The sequence below is a fragment of the Vibrio sp. 1F279 genome (assembly GCF_041439815.1).
GTDB classification, from domain to species: Bacteria; Pseudomonadota; Gammaproteobacteria; order Enterobacterales; family Vibrionaceae; genus Vibrio; species Vibrio tasmaniensis_A.
Window position 1 is genome coordinate 119,397 of the sequence record NZ_JBGOOU010000007.1, and the last position, 20,440, is coordinate 139,836.

22 protein-coding genes are annotated in these 20,440 nt (G+C 40.2%); 15 read left to right on the top strand and 7 right to left on the bottom strand.

The features are described from left to right. Positions 1 to 59 precede the first annotated feature (59 nt). Genes ACED60_RS07710 through ACED60_RS07735 form a run of 6 tightly spaced genes read left to right on the top strand, consistent with a single transcriptional unit; the run spans position 60 to position 5,249 of the window. Complete coding sequence (locus ACED60_RS07710) at positions 60 to 1,160, top strand: glycosyltransferase family 9 protein (RefSeq protein ID WP_371727256.1); 1,101 nt, start codon at positions 60 to 62, stop codon at positions 1,158 to 1,160. After that, the gene (locus tag ACED60_RS07715; protein WP_371727257.1) at positions 1,153 to 2,217 is read left to right on the top strand and encodes a glycosyltransferase family 9 protein; all 1,065 of its coding nucleotides are present in this window, start codon (positions 1,153 to 1,155) and stop codon (positions 2,215 to 2,217) included. The genes ACED60_RS07710 and ACED60_RS07715 overlap by 8 nt, the downstream gene beginning before the upstream one ends. A gap of 9 nt (positions 2,218 to 2,226) precedes the next feature. Then, on the top strand, positions 2,227 to 2,715 hold the full coding sequence (gene coaD / locus ACED60_RS07720) for a pantetheine-phosphate adenylyltransferase (protein ID WP_017097381.1): 489 nt from the start codon (positions 2,227 to 2,229) through the stop codon (positions 2,713 to 2,715). Between the two features lie 18 nt (positions 2,716 to 2,733). After that, positions 2,734 to 3,690, top strand: a complete 957-nt coding sequence (locus tag ACED60_RS07725; RefSeq protein ID WP_371727258.1) for a glycosyltransferase — start codon at positions 2,734 to 2,736, stop codon at positions 3,688 to 3,690. Continuing rightward, complete coding sequence (locus tag ACED60_RS07730) at positions 3,680 to 4,567, top strand: lipopolysaccharide biosynthesis protein (protein ID WP_371727259.1); 888 nt, start codon at positions 3,680 to 3,682, stop codon at positions 4,565 to 4,567. The genes ACED60_RS07725 and ACED60_RS07730 overlap by 11 nt, the downstream gene beginning before the upstream one ends. 7 nt (positions 4,568 to 4,574) lie before the next feature. Continuing rightward, positions 4,575 to 5,249 (top strand): CatB-related O-acetyltransferase, encoded by a 675-nt coding sequence (locus tag ACED60_RS07735; RefSeq protein ID WP_009847966.1) that lies wholly within the window; start codon positions 4,575 to 4,577, stop codon positions 5,247 to 5,249. Positions 5,250 to 5,310: 61 nt separating this feature from the next. On the opposite strand, the gene lpxM is transcribed toward ACED60_RS07735, so the two are convergent. Both lpxM and rfaD read right to left on the bottom strand, forming a co-directional pair. Beyond that, a complete protein-coding gene (gene lpxM, locus ACED60_RS07740; protein WP_012603053.1) occupies positions 5,311 to 6,264 on the bottom strand; it encodes a lauroyl-Kdo(2)-lipid IV(A) myristoyltransferase in 954 nt (317 codons plus the stop codon). Positions 6,265 to 6,339: 75 nt separating this feature from the next. After that, entirely contained in the window at positions 6,340 to 7,281 is a 942-nt protein-coding gene (gene rfaD / locus ACED60_RS07745; protein ID WP_029222819.1) for an ADP-glyceromanno-heptose 6-epimerase, read from the bottom strand. Between the two features lie 221 nt (positions 7,282 to 7,502). Here rfaD and ACED60_RS07750 point away from each other — a divergent pair, with 221 nt between their 5' ends. After that, a complete protein-coding gene (locus tag ACED60_RS07750) occupies positions 7,503 to 8,141 on the top strand; it encodes a TetR/AcrR family transcriptional regulator (RefSeq protein ID WP_009847963.1) in 639 nt (212 codons plus the stop codon). A 281-nt stretch (positions 8,142 to 8,422) separates the two neighbouring features. Here the strand turns inward: ACED60_RS07750 and ACED60_RS07755 are convergent, their stop codons facing one another. The 5 genes from ACED60_RS07755 to ACED60_RS07775 form a co-directional block, all read right to left on the bottom strand. Further along, the gene (locus ACED60_RS07755) at positions 8,423 to 9,574 is read right to left on the bottom strand and encodes a murein hydrolase activator EnvC (RefSeq protein WP_261879032.1); all 1,152 of its coding nucleotides are present in this window, start codon (positions 9,572 to 9,574) and stop codon (positions 8,423 to 8,425) included. Positions 9,575 to 9,647: 73 nt separating this feature from the next. Next, positions 9,648 to 10,469 carry a serine O-acetyltransferase gene (gene cysE, locus ACED60_RS07760; RefSeq protein ID WP_009847961.1) on the bottom strand — a complete coding sequence of 274 codons (822 nt, stop codon included), beginning with the start codon at positions 10,467 to 10,469 and terminating at the stop codon, positions 9,648 to 9,650. 262 nt (positions 10,470 to 10,731) lie between these two features. Then, positions 10,732 to 11,778: an NAD(P)H-dependent glycerol-3-phosphate dehydrogenase gene (gene gpsA, locus ACED60_RS07765; protein WP_009847960.1), complete on the bottom strand. Its 1,047-nt coding sequence runs from the start codon at positions 11,776 to 11,778 to the stop codon at positions 10,732 to 10,734. Between the two features lie 178 nt (positions 11,779 to 11,956). Next, positions 11,957 to 12,424: a protein-export chaperone SecB gene (gene secB, locus ACED60_RS07770; protein WP_009847959.1), complete on the bottom strand. Its 468-nt coding sequence runs from the start codon at positions 12,422 to 12,424 to the stop codon at positions 11,957 to 11,959. Between the two features lie 99 nt (positions 12,425 to 12,523). Beyond that, positions 12,524 to 12,958, bottom strand: coding sequence for a rhodanese-like domain-containing protein (locus ACED60_RS07775; protein ID WP_009847958.1), 435 nt, complete (start codon positions 12,956 to 12,958; stop codon positions 12,524 to 12,526). A 288-nt stretch (positions 12,959 to 13,246) separates the two neighbouring features. Between ACED60_RS07775 and rfbB the strand changes: the two genes are divergently transcribed. From rfbB to ACED60_RS07815, 8 genes are all read left to right on the top strand, one after another. Further along, the gene (gene rfbB / locus ACED60_RS07780) at positions 13,247 to 14,344 is read left to right on the top strand and encodes a dTDP-glucose 4,6-dehydratase (RefSeq protein WP_102257561.1); all 1,098 of its coding nucleotides are present in this window, start codon (positions 13,247 to 13,249) and stop codon (positions 14,342 to 14,344) included. Further along, entirely contained in the window at positions 14,344 to 15,231 is an 888-nt protein-coding gene (gene rfbA / locus ACED60_RS07785) for a glucose-1-phosphate thymidylyltransferase RfbA (RefSeq protein ID WP_009847956.1), read from the top strand. The genes rfbB and rfbA overlap by 1 nt, the downstream gene beginning before the upstream one ends. Beyond that, positions 15,231 to 16,112, top strand: coding sequence for a dTDP-4-dehydrorhamnose reductase (gene rfbD / locus ACED60_RS07790; protein ID WP_009847955.1), 882 nt, complete (start codon positions 15,231 to 15,233; stop codon positions 16,110 to 16,112). Before rfbA ends, rfbD begins: the two co-directional genes overlap by 1 nt. After that, positions 16,105 to 17,064, top strand: a complete 960-nt coding sequence (locus ACED60_RS07795; RefSeq protein ID WP_009847954.1) for a glycosyltransferase family 2 protein — start codon at positions 16,105 to 16,107, stop codon at positions 17,062 to 17,064. The genes rfbD and ACED60_RS07795 overlap by 8 nt, the downstream gene beginning before the upstream one ends. A 2-nt stretch (positions 17,065 to 17,066) precedes the next feature. After that, positions 17,067 to 17,405: a hypothetical protein gene (locus tag ACED60_RS07800; RefSeq protein ID WP_032555297.1), complete on the top strand. Its 339-nt coding sequence runs from the start codon at positions 17,067 to 17,069 to the stop codon at positions 17,403 to 17,405. Between the two features lie 112 nt (positions 17,406 to 17,517). After that, entirely contained in the window at positions 17,518 to 19,014 is a 1,497-nt protein-coding gene (locus ACED60_RS07805) for a hypothetical protein (RefSeq protein WP_371727260.1), read from the top strand. A gap of 1 nt (position 19,015) precedes the next feature. Then, a complete protein-coding gene (gene rfbC / locus ACED60_RS07810) occupies positions 19,016 to 19,561 on the top strand; it encodes a dTDP-4-dehydrorhamnose 3,5-epimerase (protein ID WP_371727261.1) in 546 nt (181 codons plus the stop codon). A gap of 66 nt (positions 19,562 to 19,627) precedes the next feature. After that, positions 19,628 to 20,434, top strand: coding sequence for an ABC transporter permease (locus ACED60_RS07815; RefSeq protein ID WP_009847951.1), 807 nt, complete (start codon positions 19,628 to 19,630; stop codon positions 20,432 to 20,434). The last annotated feature ends 6 nt before the right edge of the window (positions 20,435 to 20,440 follow it).

Consider the following 20,440-nt stretch of genomic DNA (forward strand, 5'->3'; position numbering starts at 1 on the left):
CGTATTGGGGAGTTTATGGCATACTTGGTAGAACAGTATATCAAACGCCGAACAGATTAATGAACGATTCATGTAGTTACCAAAAAATATTAGTTGTTGCCACTCATTGCATTGGTGATAGTTTGTTGATCTCTGCTTTTACCCATAGTCTGAGAAAAGCGTTTCCGACCGCAACAATAGATGTTTTAGTTAATGCTAGAGGGGAGATGGTTTTTGGTACCAATCCAGACGTTGACTCTTTAGTTGAAATTCCGCCAAGAGCATCCGTTAAGGACTATTACCGGATTTTAAAAACGCATGGTCGATATGATTTAGTCGTCAATGAAATGCTTAATGATAGAACAGCTATCTATAGTTTTATCTTTGGTAAGAAAAGACTTGGTGCAATTGATGAATCGCTTTCTGGCGCCTGGGTTAAAAAGTTAATTTATACTCATTACATTAAAGAACAGCATCGCTTTGAGCATAAAATGAGTCGCGTTGCTCGTATGCTGGATACCATAGATGTTAATTGTATTGCACGGCTAGTCTCTCCCGAAGAGTTATTACCTTCAGTGGTTCAAAAGAGATTGCCATCAAACTACATTGTTGTGCATGCGCCATCCTCCAACGAAATTAAGCAGTGGCCAGTCTCGTATTGGGTTGAAGTCATCAATCGTTTGATCTCTGCAGGCTATAACATTGTCTTATCTGGCGCTAAATTAGAACGCGATGAGACCATTGTTGAACAAATCATGAGTCAAGTCCCTGAGTCGAACCAACTGGTCAGTGTTTTAGGGGAATTATCATTAGCTCAAACTTCGGTATTAATAAAACACAGTGATGGTTTTGTTGGACCTGATAGTGGCCCGGGTCACCTCGCATCAGGTTACTCTATCCCAATTGTATCTATTATTAGCGTGGCACCAGCAAGCATGTGGTCACCTTGGCCATATGAAGAGCCAATTGATGTAACGAACAATTTATACAGCAATGGTGTTAGCTCCCAAAGAGTCGCCAATATTAGACTTGTGCAATCTGAACGTAACTGCGTCCCTTGCTATAAAAACAGATGTCAGATTAGCGATGATGTCTATTCGCCATGCCTTCAAGATATCAAGCCAGATAACGTTGTTTCTGCTGTTCTAGAAATGATGCCATTGGAATCGATCAATGAATAACGCTCTTTCTGCTCCAAAATCTATTTGTATTCTGCGTTTATCTGCCATTGGTGACGTTTGTCATGCCCTTTCTGTCGTGCAACTTATTCAAGCTACCTATCCAGAATGTCAGATCACGTGGGTGATGGGAAAAATCGAAGCTCAATTGCTTGGAGATATACCTGGAATTCAAGTTGTCGTGTTTGATAAAAAACGCGGCCTAAAAGGTATGAAAGAAGTATGGAGAGCCCTGCGTCCAACTCGATTTGATTATTTATTGCATATGCAAGTTGCACTGAGAGCTAGCCTGTTAACTCTAGGAATCAAAGCTAAAGTAAAACTTGGTTTTAGTTGGACACGTGCCAAAGAGGGGCAATGGCTCTTTACCAATCGTAAGTTGCCAAAAACGGACGCATCTCATGTGTTAGATAATTTCTCTGAATTTGCTTACTTTTTGGGATGTCCCAAGCAGATGCCGACATGGGATCTTGCTTTGTCTGATGAAGACCAAAGACTATCGATGGAGCTTGCGCATGAGCCGTATATTGTTATTAGCCCTGCCGCGAGTAAAGATGAGAGAAACTGGTTAGTTGAGCGCTATGCCGCTGTCGCCGATCACGCTTATCAGTTAGGCCTTAAAGTGGTTTTTTGTGGTGCTCCAACGGATAGAGAGCGCAATTTAACCGACAATATCTCTCAGCACATGACATCACCTTGTATTAACTTAGTAGGCTCAACCTCGTTAAAGCAGCTTACCGCAGTGATTGGTAAATCCAGTGTTGTGATCGCTCCTGATTCAGGGCCTGCACACATTGCGACGACTCAAGGTGTCCCCGTGATTGGTTTGTATGCGCACAGTAACCCAATGCGAACAGGGCCTTATCATAGTTTAGACAGTGTGGTTTCTGTCTATGAACAGATTGCTGAAGAGCAACACGGCAAAGCGGTTAGCGATCTTCCATGGGGAACCCGAGTAAAAGGAAAAGATCTTATGGCCCTTATTTCTACAGAATCGGTGATTGAGCAGCTAGAGCGTGTATTAGGCCGATTGAAAAACAAGAAAACATCCAGTGAATAAAGGAATGTCATGAAAATAGCAATATACCCAGGTACTTTTGATCCAGTGACTAACGGTCACTATGACTTAATTAAACGTGCCGCATGTATGTTTGAAAAGCTTGTCATTGGTGTCGCAGAGAGCCCAAGTAAAGCCACCTTATTTAGCTTAGATGAGCGTGTGGCCTTATTGCGAGAAACTTGCCATGAATTACCTAATGTTTCCGTTGAAGGTTTTAGCGGTTTGCTGGTTGATTTCGCGACCGAGCAAAATGCCTCAATTTTGGTGCGTGGCTTAAGAACGACAATGGACTTTGAGTATGAGTTTGGTTTGACGACAATGTATCGTCGGTTAAAACCAGAACTAGAGAGCCTGTTTTTGACACCTTCAGAAGAGTTTGCTTTTTTATCATCAACATTGGTTCGTGAAGTCGCTATTCATGGTGGAGACATAGAGCAATTTGTTCCAGAGTGTGTTCATCAAGCAGTTGTCGCTAAAGTAAAAGCTTTTAAAAATTAAGTGATTATGAATATTTTAATGTATACAAGAGCCACGTTACCTGTGGTGAATTACGGTGGAACGGAACGAGTCATTTGGGATTTAGTTTATGCTTTGCATCTTGCCGGGCACCGAGTGACGCTGCTCGCTGGCAAAGGCACAAAGTGTGATTGGGCGAGAGTCATAGAGTATCAACCGAATGTACCACTGCAAAGTCAGCTTCCAAATGATATTGATGTTGTGCATTTCCACTCTGATCTAGAGCCTATCTCTCATCCCTACATTTTAACGCAGCATGGTAATTCAGACGGCCCTATTGATCCTAATACCGTCTTTGTTTCATCCCAGCATGCAAAAAATCATGGTGCACAGGCTTATGTTTACAATGGCTTGAATTGGGACAACTACCAAAAGCCTAACTTTAACTTGAAACGAGAGCGTTTTCATTTTCTTGGGAAAGCGGCGTGGCGAGTTAAAAATGTTCAAGGTGCCATTGATATTACCAAGAAAGCTGGCCAGCAGCTTGATGTCTTGGGCGGCCATCGATTGAACCTAAAAATGGGTTTTAGGTTAACGCTAGATCGTCATGTTCGTTTTTTAGGGATGGTGGACGATACAACGAAATCTCAGATCATGACTCAGTCAAAAGGTCTGATATTCCCCGTGACTTGGCATGAACCGTTTGGCTTAGCGATTACAGAGAGTTTGTATTTTGGTTGTCCAGTGTTTGGTACACCCTATGGCTCACTGCCGGAATTAGTTTCTGGTGAGGTAGGTCTTTTATCGAGCTGTGAACAAGATCTCGTAGAAGGGATCTTAAATTCTGACACCTATGATTCAGCTCGTTGCAATGAATACGCGAGAGATCAATTCAATGCCGATGTCATGGCTGCAGCGTATGTTAGTTATTACGAGAAGGTAGTTGAAGGTAGTAAAGCCAATAGTGCATTAGGAAGTATTGTCGAGTCTTTTAAAAGGTTGCCTTATGAACGATAAATTGAAACCGAAACTGGTTTTTGTAGGCTATAAGCAACAGTATGAAAAACTAGAAATTGACGTCCTATCGTCTGATTATGAAAAGCATCATATATTCCTAAGTAAGTGGCTAGTTAAATTAATTTCCTTTTTATTTTTCTATAGTAAAAAACATTATCATGAGGCTTATGGAGCGATCATGAGACGAAAAATAAAGGCACTAAATGGCTTCGATGTCATATTCACCACCGATTCTCTGAGAGATATAAAGTCGATATCAAAGATTGATGGGAGGAAGGTGATTGTTTTTAGAAATGTCACAGATGGAAGCCTGAACCATCACCTAAAAGGTTTTGAAACATATACTTTTGATGAAGGTGATGCAGCAAAGTATGACTTTAAGCATATTTACCTACCTATGCCTCAACTAAAAATCATCGATGAGATAGAAAGAACATCTGATTTCGATGTTTCTTTTGTCGGCGTGGATAAAGGAAGGAAAGAAAAGGTTCAGAAAATAAAAGGTGCATTAGATGGTTTTAAGTGCAATTTTATTGTTTTTGACAAGAAACCGTCTTATTCCTATGTTGAATACCTAACCGTGATGCTCAATACCAAATGTGTATTGGAAATGGTTCTTGATGGACAGACGTCTGATACTATGAGGGTTAAAGAAGCATTGTATGCTCGAAAAAAAGTAATCACGAATAATACGAGTCTTTATAATCATCCTTTATACTCAAAAGATAACTTTCTTATATTTGACTCTCTAAATGAACTTACTGGTAGTATGGAATACTTTATTTCTAGCGAGTTTGACGAATCAGTTTTGATTAAGCTTGAAGATTACACTGTTGATGGTTTTTATCACAAACTCCTATCTGGTAATGGCGAATAGACTCATTATGAAAAAAATCATACGCAAGATTAAGAAGCTAATATTCATTCGTGATCAAAAAAAACAGAAGAACTTCCTTTCTCGAAAATCAAACTTTACAGACACTCAATTTGAAGGCTGTAACTCTGTAGCAAGCGATTGTGATGTGAATGCTTCATATATTGGCTTCGGTACTTATATTGATACTCATTGTAATATGAACAATGTCAAAATAGGTCGTTTTTGCTCGATTGCTAATAATGTGAAAATTGTCCTAAATAACCACCCGATCAATGATTATGTGTCGACTCACCCTTGCTTTCATCGAGCAGATCATCGATTGATGCAGAAACAAGGATTGGATTTTAACAAAGGTACTATTTACTCGCATACTAAGTATGTTGAGGAGCATTATCAAGTTGTTGTTGGATCCGATGTTTGGATTGGTGAAGACGTGAAAATATTCCCAGGAGTGGCTATCGGGCATGGTGCAGTGATTGCAACAGGTTCTATTGTGACCAAAGATGTAGAAGCATTCAGTATTGTGGGCGGTGTTCCAGCGAAAGAGATTAAGAAGCGCTTTACTGAAGAGGAAAGGGAAGCTCTTTTAATGGAACAGTGGTGGGAATGGCCACTTGAAAAAATCAAAGAGCATCAAGGTGCCTTTATTAACATCAAAGATTTTAAGTTATTGATTAGTTAGAAATTTCTAACTAATCAATCGAGTCTATATGCCTACGTGTAGGTTTATACCCATATGTAGGTTAATAACCCACATATGGGTCTTGTCCGTTCCTACGTGTTTTTAATAACTTTAAAATCCACATGTACTGCTCAGGTTTCGGATTAACAAAACCTTCAACGACTTCATTCATTGCCCTAGCGTCTTGATGTTCATCGCCGGATAACTCAATGGGTGCTTTGATTTCAATTTCGTATTTACCCGTCTCAATATTATAGCTGGCAAAGGTTGGAACGATCTTCGCTCGGCTTACTTTTGCTAGTTTTCCTAGTCCGGGCAAGGTTGCTTTTTCAGTCGCAAAGAAATCTGAGAATACACTTTGCTCTGGGCCATGGTCTTGATCTGGCAGGTAATATCCCAAGTAGCCATCTTTGACTGATTTGATAAAAGGCTTAATGCCTCCACTGCGATCATAAACTCGTCCGCCATACTGAACTCTTTGCTTGTGCATGAGCCAATCGGTCAGAGGGTTTTTCTGGCTATTTGCCATCGCAGAAACGGGCAAGCCTCTTGAAGCTAAAAGGATAGCCGGAATGTCGATGCACCAAGAGTGAGGTACGAGCAAAATAGCACTTTGATTGTCTTTTTGTAGCTGTTGTAAGTGTTCTAATCCAATGATTTCTGAGTGTTTTTCAAGCCAACGTTTACTGCGTAATGATATGGCAGGAAAACCAAGTAAAAAGGCGCCAGCAGTTGTTAGGCAATTGGTTAGAATGGTTTCACGCTCTTGAACAGACTTTTCTGGAAAACAAAGCGCGAGGTTTATACGTGCCTTTTGTACTGAGCCACGTTGCTTCTTCGCCATTTTTGTCGCCACGAATTTTGCTATGGCTACTCGAATCGAGTTTGGCAGCAAAGAAATGGGTAGACATAGGCATAGCCCGAGCCAAGTTCCCCAGTGTTTTGGTGATAAAAACGCACTGATGAATTTGGGGTTGTATGCTTTAGGATCGTAGTCGTCGCGTTGAGTTGTCACTGTAAACCTTTAACTGGCGATATATATTGAACAAGCTAACAGTATACCGTTAGCTTGTTTTCGGGAGAGTGTAATCTAGCGATTAACTGACTGCATGTACTCGCTGACGCCTTCAGCAACCGATTTAAATTGAACATCGCAACCGGCATTACGCAACTTAGTTAAATCAGCTTGAGTAAACTCTTGGTAAGCACCTTTCAAATGCTCAGGGAATGGGATAGTTTCAATCTCTCCCTTACCGTGATGCTTAATCACCGCTTTTGCGACTTCTTCAAATGATTCGGCATTACCTGTACCTAGGTTGAAGATACCTGATACGCCATTTTTTAAGAACCACAGGTTTACGGCCGCAACATCACCAACATACACAAAATCACGCTTGAAGGTTTCGCTTCCTGCGAATAATTTCGGGTTTTCACCAGCGTTCATTTGATTGTTTAGGTGGAAAGCGACAGAAGCCATGCTGCCTTTGTGCTGTTCACGTGGACCGTAGACATTGAAGTATCGAAACCCAGTGATTTGAGAAAGCGTTTCGTTGTGTGCGGTTGCATCTGCAGTTAAGCGACGCACATAGTTATCAAATTGCTGTTTTGAATAGCCGTATACGTTTAGCGCGCCTTCGTACTGCGGCTCTTCAATAAAGGTATCGGTTTCACCATAAGTGGCAGCAGAAGAAGCATACAAGAACGGAATCTCGCGCTCGATACAGTAATGCAGCAACTCTTTCGAGTATTCGTAGTTGTTTAGCATCATGTATTTGCCATCCCACTCTGTGGTTGCTGAGCATGCACCTTCATGGAAAACAGCCTCAATGTGACCGAAATCATCGCCAGCCATAACTTGAGTTAGAAAGTCATCACGATCCATGTAATCGGTGATATCTAGGTCAACCAGGTTCTTAAATTTTTTGCCATCTTTTAAGTTGTCGACAACTAGAATATCGTTGTGGCCTGCTTCATTGAGCGCCTTAACAATATTGCTGCCAATCATGCCTGCACCACCAGTTACGATAATCATATTTCTTCCTACTTTTTTGAATACAAACTCACACGAGTATAGCAAGGAACAAACGAAGCGAGCTAGCGGAATAATTCTTTAATTCTAGTGTAATGTAGTGATGTTAATTGAGATATTCTATCCATTTTCGTCAGAGCTAATTCGACCAGATGTGAACAGGTCGATCTATCTGTTTAGTGGCGATATACTGAACCACTAAACGGATAGGGATCTAATTACTAATGAAAACACGTGACAAGATTGTTTACGCAGCTCTAGAGCTTTTTAATGAGCACGGCGAGCGTAGTATTACGACCAATCATATTGCTGAGCACATCGAAATCAGCCCAGGTAACCTCTACTACCACTTCCGCAACAAACAAGAAATTGTACGTGATATCTTTACTCTCTACTCGACTGAGTTACTTGAAAGGTTTACTCCGATTCAAGGGCAGCAAGAAAGCCTGACGCTACTAAAAAGCTACTTAGATTCAATCTTCACATTGATGTGGAAGTACCGATTCTTCTATGCGAACCTGCCTGAAATATTGTCTCGTGATGAAAAGCTGCATCTTGATTACATGGCCGTTCAAGAAAAGCTGCAAACGAATCTTGTGGATATTATGAGAGCTTTTGTTGAGTTGAACTTGCTAAAAGCAACAGATACAGAAATGAAGTCGATGGTCACATCTCTCCACTTGATCGCATCGGGTTGGTTGGCGTATCAGTCGGCGATGTCTCCAAAATCTCAAATTACGGAGCAAGTTGTTCACCAAGGAATGCTGCAGATGATCGCAACCGTTAAACCGATTGCAACGACTCAAGGCTTTGAGCAACTGACATTGTTAGAAGATGGTGTAAGAGCGCTGAACAGCAAATAAAAGCGAAGATGTGGGTAAGCGGTAAGTCGGATTCGGGTAACGAGAGCGGAAAAGCGCAGATTCGAGTGGTGGGATATAAATCGTGACGTCATTCCCTACAGCGAGGAACGAGCGTGATAGGGAATCTCTCTTTATCCTCGAGGGTAGCAATCTCAAGCGAGATTCCAGATATTTCGTCCCTCAATTCTGGAATGACTGAGTTTGATTAATGCGAATTCGGAAATTTTCAGCTCTTTGGGCTTGTTCTTCGCATCTCGGTTACTTATATCTCGTATCTGTTTTTACCTAACCAACCATCTTTTCGGGTTTTGAGCTTGGCTGTTTCTACGAATTTCAAAGTACAGCGATGGTCGGGTTTGTCCACCAGTGTCACCGGCGAGAGCTATCGCCTCACCCGCTTTAACCTTGTCACCTTCTTTCTTTAAAAGCGCTTGGTTAAAGCCATACAGTGTCATGTCGCCTTTACCGTGATCAAGCAGCACCACTAAGCCATACCCACGTAAATACTCTGCGAATACGACGGTGCCTGAGTAAACAGATTTTACCTGCTGACCGTATTTCGCTTTGATCACCATGCCTTTCCAATTTACTTGGCCAGTTTGGCGTGAGCCGTAGTTATGCAGAACTTTATCTTTGATTGGCCAAGGCAGTTTACCTTTACGTTTGGCTAAGCCATCCATAGGGACAGCATTGCGTCTCTCTCGTGCGGCTTTTTCTGCTTTCGCTATTTCGGCTTTTAGGCGAGTTTCATTACGTTGAAGTTCGGCTAAGTAATTTTTGTCGCCAGAGATGTTTTTCTTAATACTGCCGACAGTCTTTTTACGCTGTGTTTGGGTCTGCGATAGTTTGTTGCGCTTTGCTACCTGTTGATTTAACAGCGTTGCTATTTGTTCTTGCTCAAGTTGGCGTTGCTTATGGCTTTCTTCTAATTCAAGTTGAGTTTGTTCGATCGTTTTGATTGTTGCAGATCGCGCTTTGGCGAGGTGTTGGTAATAGTGACTAATGCGGTCCTCTTCAACGCCAGTATTTAAGATGTGAGAAGAGGCTTTGGCTCTGCTGGTCATGTAGTAAGTCTGAATCAGCTGCTCTAACTTGTCGGTATGGGCTTTTTTCTGTGCTGTAAGCGCTTTAATCTTATTATCTAAGCTAGCAACATTAGCATTGGCGGTATTGAGTTGTTTTTTACTTGTTTTAATGGCTTTTTCAAGCAAGGAGATAGAGAGCTCTTGTTGCTTGAGGTTTGCCTGTAAATTGTCGAGCTTCTTCTGTTGTGAGGATAGTGTTTTTTGTTGACGAGATATCTCACTCGACACACCTTTCAGCTCCCCTTTCGATGCGGCAAGTGGCGATGCAGAGAAAAGAACAGCGCAAAGGCTGGAAGATATCAAAAGAACAGTGCTAATTACTTGGACTGGTTTCATCATTATCGTCATGTTGCTCTTATTAGTTTTCAGCATCTGCTCTTAAGTCTTTCGTATCTCGGCTCATCGAACCTAGAATCAGCTCTTATATTCCATCACCATGAATGAAATTTTGCGAGCGACCATTGAAGCCTTGGTCCATATCTAAAGATGGTTTATCTGTTTTCGGTTTTCCGACAATTTTTGCAGGAACGCCTGCGACTGTTGTATGAGGTGGCACGGCTTGTAGTACCACAGAGCATGAACCAATCTTCGCGCCTTCACCTACTTCAATGTTGCCGAGTATTTTAGCTCCGGCCCCAATCATTACGCCTTCGCGGATTTTGGGGTGACGGTCGCCGCCTTCTTTACCAGTACCACCAAGGGTAACGTCTTGAAGGATCGATACATCATTTTCGACGACAGCAGTTTCACCAATCACGATACCAGTGGCGTGGTCGAGCATGATAGCTTTACCGATACGAGCCGCTGGGTGAATATCAACTTGGCAAGCAACTGAAATTTGGTTTTGTAGGTAAGTAGCAAGTGCGATACGCCCTTGTTTCCACAACCAGTTAGCTACTCGGTAACCTTGCAGAGCGTGGTAGCCTTTCAGATAAAGTAGAGGCATCGAGTACATCTCGACCGCAGGATCTCGATTTACCGTCGCGCAAATATCACAAGCTGCCGCATCAATAATCGATTGATCCTGCTTAAATGCTTGTTCAACCACTTCACGTACTGCCATTGCTGGCATTGAAGCCGTCTTTAGCTTGTTTGCTAGGATGTAGCTAAGGGCTGCGCCTAAACTTTCATGGTTGATGATCGTGGCATGATAAAAACTCGCAAGCATAGGTTCTTGCTCTGACTGCTGTCGAGCTTCCTTCACTATGCATTGCCAAACTTTTTGCTGTTCACAGTGTTTCATTTTTCCATCCATTCCTTTAAACCAGATACGCGTAGCGAGATGAGAGATATGAAGAGCTTAGAAAAGCCAATTAGCGTAAATGAGATTCCAGATACTTCATTCTTCAATGACGAGCATTATACTAACGTCATCTTCAAGAGTGAGGTACGAGCGAGTTGGAGAACTTTGTTCGGGTCATTTACTTTATGCTATTCGCATCTTGATTACCCGTACCTCTAACTCTCTTCGTATCTCGCTTACTCTAATTTCGTATCTGCTCTTACTATCTTTCTGACTTTTTGTCTCTAGCAAGCAGATCTTGTGCTGCTAGGTGTGCATCTTTCCCTTGATACAACACTTGATAAATCTGTTCAACAATGGGCATTTCAACGCCCATACGTTCTGATAGTAACCAAACTTCTTTGGTGTTGCGATAACCTTCCACTACTTGGCCAATTTCGTCTTGTGCTGTATCTACATCTTTACCTGCGCCAAGTGCCAAACCAAAGCGACGGTTACGTGATTGGTTATCAGTACAGGTTAGCACTAGGTCACCCAATCCAGCCATGCCCATGAAGGTTTCTGGTTGCGCACCAAGAGCTGCGCCTAGTCGACTCATCTCAGCTAGACCGCGAGTGATAAGTGCAGTACGTGCATTGGCACCAAAACCAATACCATCCGACATGCCAGCACCAATGGCGATAACGTTTTTAACCGCGCCACCAAGCTGCATGCCAATAAAATCTGAATTTGCGTACACACGGAACGTTTTGCCACAGTGAATCTTTTCTTGAAGTTGCTCAAGGAATTCTGCATCAGGGGAAGCCACAGAGATTGCCGTTGGCATACCCATCGCAAGCTCTTTGGCGAAGGTAGGTCCTGATAGAACTGCTAACGAGTACCCATTACCAAGCACATCGTGAGCGACATCTTTTAGCAGGCGACCAGTTTCCGGTTCTAAACCTTTAGTAGCCCAGCAGATACGAGAACAATCTGTTAAGTGAGGCTTAAGGCTATTTAAAACGATATCAAATACGTGGCTAGGGACGACAACAAGAAGATCACGACTTGCTGTTACTGCCTTCTCAAGGTCTGACTCGATGATTAGGCTTTCTGGGAAGTCGATATTTGGTAGAAATTCATTATTTGCGCGCTCGGATTCGAGACGAGCCATGTGAACAGGATCATGCCCCCACAGAACAACGTTTGCACCGTTACGCGCTAGAGAGATAGCTAAAGAGGTTCCGTAAGAACCTGCGCCAATTACTGTCATGGCGATCTCTTTGCCGTAAGCGTTTGTCGAGATTGTCGGGCGAATTGTTTCTGTCATGCTTCCACCTAAAAATAATGAGGGAAATCGAAGAGTTCTGGAAAAGCTTTCCACTAAAATCAGAGGAGCTTTCAATTTTAGTACAGTGTAAAGAAAAAATGCACATCGCAGAAGTTGCGATGTGCATTTAAAAGCTAACTAGCGCTTGAATCGTTGGAGTTAAGTTCTACTTTGAGACTTAAGCCTGTTCGCCTTCAGCTTGCTGAGCTTGGTTTTGTAGGTAGTTCATGAACAAAGCATCAAAGTTAACTGGTGCTAGGTTCAGTTGTGGGAACGTACCTTTAACCACTAGGCTAGAAATTGTTTCTCGAGCGTATGGGAACAGGATGTTCGGGCAAAATGCACCTAGGCAATGAGCTAGTTGGCCAGCTTCCATTTCGCTTGCAGAGAAGATGCCGCCTTGTTGAACTTCACAAAGGAATGCAGTGTCTTCTGCATTCTTAACTGTAACCGTTAGACGTAGGATTACTTCGTACACGCCTTCGCCAAGTTCACGGCTTTGAGTGTCTAGGTCCAGTTTTACATCTGGGTTCCACTCTTTTTGAAACATGTCTGGAGAGTTTGGCGCTTCGAAAGATACGTCTTTTAGGAAGATACGTTGGATTGCGAAGTTCTGTTGTGCGTCTTGTTGTGCTGCTTCAGCCATTTTCTTATCCTTAAAAATTTATAATTAGGCTTCGTTCGCCATCTCTGTTGAACAAAACCTTAAAGTCATATTCGTTTAGTTAGGTCAGCTTACCTTTAACTACTTTTTACCTTTCACCAAAGGTAGGTTAGCTTCGCTCCAAGCCACTAAGCCGCTTTTCAGCACGCTTACGTTTTCGAAACCAGCTTTAACCAGTAGGTTAGCGCTTTCTTGAGCTGTTTGACCTGTCTTACATACTACGATGATTGGGTCGGCTTTGTGGCTTTCAAGGCTACCAAAGCTATTTGCTTTGATATCTGACGGCAAAATGTGAACTGCGTCAGTAATATGGCCCTTTTTGAACTCATCCTTAGTACGAATATCAACCACAACACCGTTTTCACGATTAATCATGTGTGTGGTTTGCGCTGCCGTGATCTCTTTGTAAGCTGCGTTTGATGTCTTGATAACGTTCGCAATGATGGCAACAACCAAGCCGATCCATACGATGGCTAAAATCATATTATCTTGAACAAATGGAACTAACTCTTGCATACCTTGAACTCTTATTCGTTATTGGGCGAAAAACTATAGGCCAAGAGTATAGCGAGATTTGGAGTTTGGTGTACATAGGATTATCAAACTTTGAACACTCTCAGGAGCAAAGTTTAACGATTTTTTTTGATTATATTTCCCGTTACATAGATAATAGCTGTATTTACATTTTTAGTTTTAAATGCGCAGTGTGGTTTTCGCTTATTGACCAAAGGGCGGTAGCGTGCCTGATAGTAGTGCTACTGCGTGTTGGTCTGTTGATTATCAAGGTTTATTTTAGGAGTTTTTGTGAAGATATTAGTCACCGGTGGTGCTGGTTTTATTGGCTCAGCAGTTATACGTCACATTATAAATAAGACAACGGACAGTGTGGTAAACGTTGATAAACTCACTTATGCAGGTAATCTAGAATCTCTTATAGAAGTAGATTCGAATGGACGTTACGCGTTCGAGCAAGTGGATATCTGTAATCGTTCAGAGCTTGACCGAGTGTTCTCTGAGCACAAACCGGATGCTGTCATGCATCTAGCTGCTGAGTCACATGTTGATCGCTCTATTACCGGCCCTGCAGCGTTTATCGAAACCAATATTGTCGGCACTTATACCTTGCTAGAAGCGACACGTGAATATTGGAATAAGCTTGAAGAGGGTGCAAAAGCAGAATTTCGTTTTCACCATATCTCTACTGATGAAGTGTATGGCGACCTTCCGCATCCGGATGAAGTTCCAGAAGGGACTGAGCTGCCAATGTTCTTGGAAACAACCTCGTATGAACCATCAAGTCCATACTCTGCTTCAAAAGCATCAAGTGATCACTTAGTACGCGCATGGTTACGTACTTACGGTCTCCCTACTATCGTAACCAATTGCTCTAACAACTATGGTCCTTACCATTTTCCTGAAAAATTGATCCCATTAGTCATTTTGAATGCTTTAGAAGGAAAAGACCTTCCTATCTATGGTAAAGGCGACCAAATTCGTGACTGGTTGTTTGTTGAAGATCATGCACGGGCACTCTACAAAGTAGTGTCTGAAGGTAAAGTCGGGGAGACATACAATATTGGTGGCCACAACGAGAAGAAAAACCTCGAAGTCGTAAACACTATTTGTGACATCTTAGATACTTTAGTACCGAAAGAGTCAGCGTATGCAGAACAAATTACCTATGTTCAAGACCGCCCTGGTCATGACCGCCGTTACGCCATTGACTCATCTAAAATGCAGCGTGAGTTAGGTTGGACACCCGAGGAGACGTTTGAAACAGGTCTTCGTAAAACGGTGCAATGGTATCTAGACAATTCAGCGTGGTGTCAAAATGTACAAGATGGTAGTTACCAACGTGAGCGTTTAGGTGTAGAAAAAACTGAATCAAAGGGAAGTAAATAATGAAAGGTATTGTTCTAGCTGGTGGTTCAGGCACTCGTTTGTACCCATTGACTCGTGGTGTATCAAAGCAACTCTTGCCGATCTACGACAAACCAATGGTGTTTTACCCGATTTCTACATTGATGTTAGCTGGAATCAAAGACATCTTGATTATCACGACTCCAGAAGATAATGCAGGTTTTAAGCGCTTGCTTGGTGATGGTTCTGATTTTGGTATTAGTCTTGAGTATGCTATTCAACCAAGCCCAGATGGTTTAGCACAAGCTTTCATTATAGGTGAAGATTTTATTGGTGATGATTCTGTTTGTTTAGTACTCGGCGACAATATCTTCTATGGGCAATCATTTAGTGACACTTTAAAAAATGCTGCCAGCCGTGAAAGTGGTGCGACAGTTTTTGGCTACCAAGTCAAAGACCCAGAGCGTTTTGGTGTGGTCGAATTTGATGAAGAGATGAAAGCGATTTCGATTGAAGAAAAGCCGGCAACACCAAAATCCAATTACGCGGTAACGGGTTTGTATTTCTACGATAATCGCGTGGTGGAAATGGCCAAGCAAGTGAAGCCCTCTCATCGTGGTGAGTTAGAAATTACCACGCTAAATGAAATGTACTTAAACGATGGTTCACTGAATGTGGAATTATTAGGTCGCGGTTTTGCGTGGCTAGATACCGGTACGCATGAAAGCCTACACGAAGCCTCTTCTTTCGTCCAAACGATTGAAAATGTCCAAGGTTTGAAAGTCGCGTGTTTAGAAGAAATCGCTTGGCGTAACGGTTGGTTGAGTGATGAACAAGTTCTGACTCTAGCTAAACCAATGATGAAAAATGAATATGGTCAGTACTTAACGCGCCTAGTTAGTGAATCTCAAAAGAGGGCTGATGCTTAATGCGTGTATTAATTACCGGTTGTCATGGTCAAGTGGGCTCTTGTCTAACTAAACAATTAGCCAATAATGAAAATATAGCAGTATTAGCTCTTGATAGAGAGCATCTTGATATTACTAGTCAAGAGGCCGTTAATGCTATTGTGGCTGAATTTGAGCCTAGCATCATTATTAATGCAGCGGCACATACAGCGGTTGATAAGGCTGAAGAGGAGCTTGACCTTTCTTATGCGATAAACCGTGATGGTCCAAAATACCTCGCACAAGCAGCGCAGAGCGTTGGTGCTGCAATGCTGCATATCTCTACGGATTATGTTTTTGATGGAGATAAAGTAGGCGAATATGCAGAAACGGATGCTACAAACCCTCAAGGTGTTTACGGTAAAAGTAAACTAGCAGGTGAAATCGCCGTAGCACAAGAGTGTAAAAAACATATTATCCTTCGTACTGCGTGGGTGTTTGGTGAGAATGGCAATAACTTTGTTAAGACCATGTTGCGTTTAGCAAATAGCTATGAATCTCTAAGTATTGTGGGAGATCAGTTTGGTGGGCCGACTTATGCCGGTGATATCGCATCTGCGTTAGTAACTATCGCTAAGGCTATTTGTAATGGAGAAACTGATAGGTTTGGTATTTACCACTTCTCTGGATTACCACATGTAAGCTGGAGCCAGTTTGCGCAAGCTATTTTTGATGAAGCGGTTGAACAAGGTGTCCTGAAGTGTTCACCAGCAGTTAACTCAATAACGACTGAAGAGTACCCAACTCTCGCTAAGCGTCCAGAAAATTCTAAGCTCAATACAACACTAATACGTAATACGTTTGGGATAAATGCAAGCGATTGGGTGAGTAGACTAAAATTAGGTATAAAAAGATATGAATAAACTAAGACTTATAATTCCTTCTTACAATGAAGGAGTTAATATTAATAAGTGTGCAGAGAAGCTATTAGTTATATATGAAAACCTCATTGATAGAGCGGTGATTGACATATCCAGTGATATATTGTTTGTGGATGATGGTTCAAAAGATGATACATGGTCTCGAATTGAAGCACTAGCCGAAAATAATGATAAAATAAAAGGAATCAAGCTTTCCATTAATAAAGGGCACCAAGTCGCACTGAAATCAGGCTTGGATTGTTCGGTAGACAAGTGTGATTTCTCTATTTCCCTAGATGCGGATTTGCAACAAGACCCTTCTGTAATAGAAGATTTCATTTTGGACTTTAAGAATGGGAATGATGTGGTTTATGGTGTCAGGAAAGATAGAAATACAGATGGATTATTAAAAAAAACGTTAGCAAAATGTTTCTATAGATTAGCAAAAAAACTAGGCATTGACCTAGTTCCGGGTCATGCTGATTATCGAGGCTTGTCAAATAAAGCCCTAGATATCTTGTCGTCACATGATGGGAAAAACCCTTTCTTACGTGGGATCATTCCAACATTAGGTTTACGATCTTCAATTGTTGAGTTTGATGTTTACGATAGAGAACATGGTGAAAGTAAATATACGTTTGAAAAAATGATGAATCTTGCGTTAAGCGGAATTATTTCCTTTTCAATAGTCCCTCTTAGATTGTTTGCAGCACTTGGTGGTCTTATTGTTCTCACTTGCATTTTAATGTCGCTATATATTTTATCAATGTCAATTATATTTGGTGGAACTGTTCCTGGTTGGGCGTCAATTACACTGCCAATATATTTTCTAGGTGGTATTCAATTAATCGGCTTAAGCGTTATTGGTGAATATATAGGAAGGGTTTTCATAGAAGTGAATAAAGCACCTACGTATATTATCGACAGAGTTACAGAAAATAATAATAGGATATAATTATGGGAGGGATCTTATATATAGCTATTGCTATTTCACTAAATGTTTCTGCACAGGTATTACTTAAATACTGTAGTGGGCGTGTGTTTCCATTATCTATAAGTAATGGTTTTCTCTATGGTGTGTTATTGGCACTATTTTTTTATGGCGGTAGTTTTCTTATTACACTAAAAATATACTCTATGTATCCATTATCGATAGTTTCGCCTGTTATGGCTGGCTTGACTATTTTATGCATCACCCTCAGTGGTGTTTTTATATTCTCTGAGTATTTAAGTGGATTGCAAATATCAGGGGTTGTATTAACTATATTTGGTATAGTATTACTATCTATTAAATAGAATAATAAGGTTTTTAGACATGAGTTTGGACCAAATTTGCTTCTCTCTAGTTTTTCTTGGAGTGATAATCCCCATATTAATTTTCATCAAGCCGAAGTCGATTGTCTGTGGTATGTTTAAAGATAATATTGAAGTTAAAATCTTAAAAGAGAAAACTTTTTTCAGTGTAATTGTTGTGGCTATTTTCATTGGTGGGGTTTCAATCTATGCGCTAAACTTATTCTTACCGTTGGAATATCGTCACTCTGACTCTGTAGGTTATTTAAATTCACTCATACGGCCTGTTTTATACAGTGGGAGATTTTTTCCATTGGGTCACCAAGAATTCAACTTTTTGACATTAGAAAAGTTTGGATTCTTAGGCTTGTTTTCTCTCCCTTTTATACAATCATTGATTTCAATTTTCTGCTTGTATAAATTAATCCCACTTAGAAGTAATAATTTAAAGTTATTATTGATAATCCCTATATTTATTTCCTCACTATCAGTATCATTTTCAAACCTGATCATACCGGAACGAAACCAACTGTTTTTTTTGTTACTGTTCCTTTATTTTACATTTGAATCAACTGATACACGTAGAATTAAATTAGGTCTGCTTTTTGCAAGTATTTCTCTTTACTATAAAGAACCTACGTTAGTCATATATTTGGCTTTTTCAGCTGCAATGATTATCCTGAAGATATCAAAAAATATCATTAGCTATAAAGATATTCTTGACTTGAAATTTTGGTATAAAAAGTTATCGTTTGAATTGTATTTGCTAGTAATGAGTGTACTGTTCTTTATTTCGTATATTATTATTCAATCACTACAAACAAAGGGGGAATTATATACGCAAGGAGGAGACTTAATCCAATACTTAGAATACACTTTCAGTATTCAAGGGTTATACCACTATCCATTCTTATTATTATCATTGGCTATATCTATTGTTTTTATTATTAATGGATTAAGTAGTGGATATTTGCAGAGAGCGTTTGTCTTGTTTCTAGGCGCAAATGCATATGCATTTGGAATATTTGCATTGAAAATGCCCTCAGGTTTTTACTATTTTAGTGCTGCAAACCTATTAATCTTTCTTTCATGCTGTTATGTATTCGCTGATATGTTTGAAAATTCTGAGATGTTAAAGTGGAAGAATAGATCAGCGAGAGCTATGTTTATAGTTACTTTTGTGTTTTTTACGTATCAAACATGTGTTATTAGTGTCACCCAACTTTCAAGTTCGAAAGCAAAGCAGGTTCGGCTAGGGGTTATTTCAAGTTATTTGAACGAGGTGGAAGGAAATAAGGATTTGAATATTTACTACAACTTGAAAGAGGGTAATTATTTGGACTATTCCTCTTCAGTAATGAATTTATATATAAGAACAAAAATAGACAATAAATTCACATTATATTCAAGGTCAGGTTGTTATGTGTGGCATGAATCCAATGAGGATGGATACTATCAGTGCAAGAAAGCTAACTTTAACTTAAATGATGATTATGATTTTGTTATTGATGACACTAATGATAATAAATTTAAGGTTGGATACAAAGAATATAAGGGTAGTATTATTAACAGTGACGCAGTAACAGTTTATTATAAATCATTGGTAGAATAAAATGAAAGTAATTAATACAATTATTCGCGATGTAAAAATTATAGAGCCGAGTGTGTTTGGTGATGAGCGTGGTTTCTTTATGGAGACTTGGAGCCAAGATAAATTTGAAAAGCTCGTAACCGGTAAAGCAACGTCATTTGTTCAAGATAACCACTCCAAATCTAAAAAAGGTATTTTACGTGGCTTACATTACCAAACCAAAAATACCCAAGGAAAGCTAGTTCGAGTTGTGTCCGGTGAGGTATTTGATGTGGCTGTTGATATTAGAAAAGACTCACCGACTTTTGGACAATGGGTGGGGGAATTATTATCTGCTGAAAATAAACGTCAATTGTGGGTTCCGGAAGGTTTTGCTCATGGATTTTATGTGACTAGTGAAGAAGCAGAGTTCGTTTATAAATGTACGGACTATTATAACCCTGAAGCTGAGCACTGTTTATTCTGGAAAGATGAAACCGTAAATATTAAATGGCCAATTGAGAGTCCACCAACTCTGTCAGAAAAAGATAGTATAGGAAAAAGAATTAACGAAATCATTCCACTATAGTTTGATAATTCGTGATTAAATAGCTTAAACTTAAGAAGCTATTATATTAAATTTTAAGGTAGGGAAATGTATAAAATACCATTAAAGTTCATTAAGGGCATTTATAGTAGTCGTGAGTTATTAATTACTATGGCCAAGCGAGATATCCAAAATAGATACCTAGGCTCTCTATTTGGTGGTGTTTGGGCATTTATTCAACCACTTGTTACGATTATGGTTATATGGTTCGTTTTCCAAGTTGGCTTTAAGGCGCAGCCTACATCCAATGGAGTTCCATTTACACTTTGGCTTGTCTCAGCTATGATTCCTTGGTTCTTCATAGCAGAAATGTTGTCAAATGCGACTAATTCAATTGTAGAACAAGCAAATATTGTAAAGAAAATTGTTTTTAGGGTTAGTTTACTACCGATAGTAAAACTGATATCAGCACTAATTATTCACTTATTCTTTATAGCCATTCTTTTTTCAATTGCGTTTGCTTATGGTTATTACCCAAGTTTAAATTGGCTTCAAATACCATACTACTTAATATGCTCACTACTTTTGATGATTGGAGTGTCTTGGATTACCTCGTCTATAGTTATTTTCTTCCGTGATATCGGTCAGTTTATCGCAGTTCTAATACAATTAGGTTTTTGGGGCACTCCGATTTTTTGGGATATCGCAATGGTGCCCCAACAATATCAGTGGGTATTTAAATTAAACCCAGTATTCTATATTACTGAAGGCTATAGAAACACATTAACAACGGATCTTTGGTTTTGGGAGTCTATGAGTTGGACCGCATACTTCTGGTTTGTGACTTTTGTTACTTTATTATTTGGTGTTGTTTGTTTCAAAAGATTAAAGCCGCACTTTGCGGATGTATTATAGAAGGTT

Coding starts and splice junctions, on each gene's coding strand:
- ACED60_RS07710 (WP_371727256.1), top strand. CDS start 60: ATGAACGATTCATGTAGTTACCAAAAAATATTAGTTGTTGCCACTCAT.
- ACED60_RS07715 (WP_371727257.1), top strand. CDS start 1,153: ATGAATAACGCTCTTTCTGCTCCAAAATCTATTTGTATTCTGCGTTTA.
- coaD (WP_017097381.1), top strand. CDS start 2,227: ATGAAAATAGCAATATACCCAGGTACTTTTGATCCAGTGACTAACGGT.
- ACED60_RS07725 (WP_371727258.1), top strand. CDS start 2,734: ATGTATACAAGAGCCACGTTACCTGTGGTGAATTACGGTGGAACGGAA.
- ACED60_RS07730 (WP_371727259.1), top strand. CDS start 3,680: ATGAACGATAAATTGAAACCGAAACTGGTTTTTGTAGGCTATAAGCAA.
- ACED60_RS07735 (WP_009847966.1), top strand. CDS start 4,575: ATGAAAAAAATCATACGCAAGATTAAGAAGCTAATATTCATTCGTGAT.
- rfaD (WP_029222819.1), bottom strand. CDS start 7,281: ATGATTATCGTAACTGGTGGTGCAGGCATGATTGGCAGCAATATTGTT.
- ACED60_RS07750 (WP_009847963.1), top strand. CDS start 7,503: ATGAAAACACGTGACAAGATTGTTTACGCAGCTCTAGAGCTTTTTAAT.
- ACED60_RS07755 (WP_261879032.1), bottom strand. CDS start 9,574: ATGACGATAATGATGAAACCAGTCCAAGTAATTAGCACTGTTCTTTTG.
- cysE (WP_009847961.1), bottom strand. CDS start 10,469: ATGAAACACTGTGAACAGCAAAAAGTTTGGCAATGCATAGTGAAGGAA.
- gpsA (WP_009847960.1), bottom strand. CDS start 11,778: ATGACAGAAACAATTCGCCCGACAATCTCGACAAACGCTTACGGCAAA.
- secB (WP_009847959.1), bottom strand. CDS start 12,424: ATGGCTGAAGCAGCACAACAAGACGCACAACAGAACTTCGCAATCCAA.
- ACED60_RS07775 (WP_009847958.1), bottom strand. CDS start 12,958: ATGCAAGAGTTAGTTCCATTTGTTCAAGATAATATGATTTTAGCCATC.
- rfbA (WP_009847956.1), top strand. CDS start 14,344: ATGAAAGGTATTGTTCTAGCTGGTGGTTCAGGCACTCGTTTGTACCCA.
- rfbD (WP_009847955.1), top strand. CDS start 15,231: ATGCGTGTATTAATTACCGGTTGTCATGGTCAAGTGGGCTCTTGTCTA.
- ACED60_RS07795 (WP_009847954.1), top strand. CDS start 16,105: ATGAATAAACTAAGACTTATAATTCCTTCTTACAATGAAGGAGTTAAT.
- ACED60_RS07800 (WP_032555297.1), top strand. CDS start 17,067: ATGGGAGGGATCTTATATATAGCTATTGCTATTTCACTAAATGTTTCT.
- ACED60_RS07805 (WP_371727260.1), top strand. CDS start 17,518: ATGTTTAAAGATAATATTGAAGTTAAAATCTTAAAAGAGAAAACTTTT.
- rfbC (WP_371727261.1), top strand. CDS start 19,016: ATGAAAGTAATTAATACAATTATTCGCGATGTAAAAATTATAGAGCCG.
- ACED60_RS07815 (WP_009847951.1), top strand. CDS start 19,628: ATGTATAAAATACCATTAAAGTTCATTAAGGGCATTTATAGTAGTCGT.